We start from the raw sequence: 962 nt of genomic DNA, 5'->3' as shown, positions 1-962 counted from the left end.
CCACGGAAGACCAGCTGAAAACAGTCAGTGACGGCGTGAAAACGAACAAGACCGATATCACAAATATCAACACGACGATTGGCAAAGGGCTGAACTTTAAGGGTGATGACGCAACAGTTATAAATAAGAAACTGGGCGAGCAGCTGGATATCAAAGGCGGCGCTGATGCATCAAAACTGTCAGACGGGAATATCGGTGTCGTATCCGGAAACGGCGCGCTGAATGTAAAACTGGCCAAAGATGTGAAAGTGGACAGTGTCACAACAGGCGGCACGGTAATCAATAATAACGGTCTGACTGTAGGTGGAAAGACCTATGTGACGAATAACGGTCTCAACGCGAACGGCCAGAAGATCACCAACGTAGAGAAAGGTACGGCCGGGACAGATGCCGTCAATGTGGATCAGCTGAACGCGGCCATCGGCGGTACGGCAAAAGCGACGACCGTCAAAGCGAAAGATGCCAATGTAACCGTTACGGAAGGGCTCAGTACAGAGACAGGCGGAAAAGAATACACCGTCGGACTGGGTGATAAAGTAACCCTCGGCACGGCTGACAAGAAAATCGTCGTAGACGGAACCAGCGGAAAGATTACGGCGGGCAGCAAGGTCACCATCGACGGAACGACAGGGGACATCCAGGCAGGCACAGTCAAAGTGACAGGCGCCGGCACAGTGAATGAACTGACCAACCGCACATGGGATATTGACAACCCGACAGTCGTACATGGACAGGCAGCCACGGAAGACCAGCTGAAAACAGTCAGTGACGGCGTGAAAACGAACAAGACCGATATCACAAATATCAACACGACGATTGGCAAAGGGCTGAACTTTAAGGGTGATGACGCAACAGTTATAAATAAGAAACTGGGCGAGCAGCTGGATATCAAAGGCGGCGCTGATGCATCAAAACTGTCAGACGGGAATATCGGTGTCGTATCCGGAAACGGCGCGCTGAAT

1 pseudogene is annotated in these 962 nt (G+C 51.4%); it reads left to right on the top strand.

Annotated elements, in window-relative coordinates:
• Nucleotides 1-962, top strand: a pseudogene (locus GCWU000321_RS09100) (ESPR-type extended signal peptide-containing protein); the annotation flags it as partial.

This window comes from Dialister invisus DSM 15470, assembly GCF_000160055.1.
Taxonomy (GTDB): Bacteria; Bacillota; Negativicutes; order Veillonellales; family Dialisteraceae; genus Dialister; species Dialister invisus.
The sequence above is the reverse complement of the archived record's forward strand: the minus strand, read 5'-3'. Positions and strand labels throughout refer to the sequence as shown.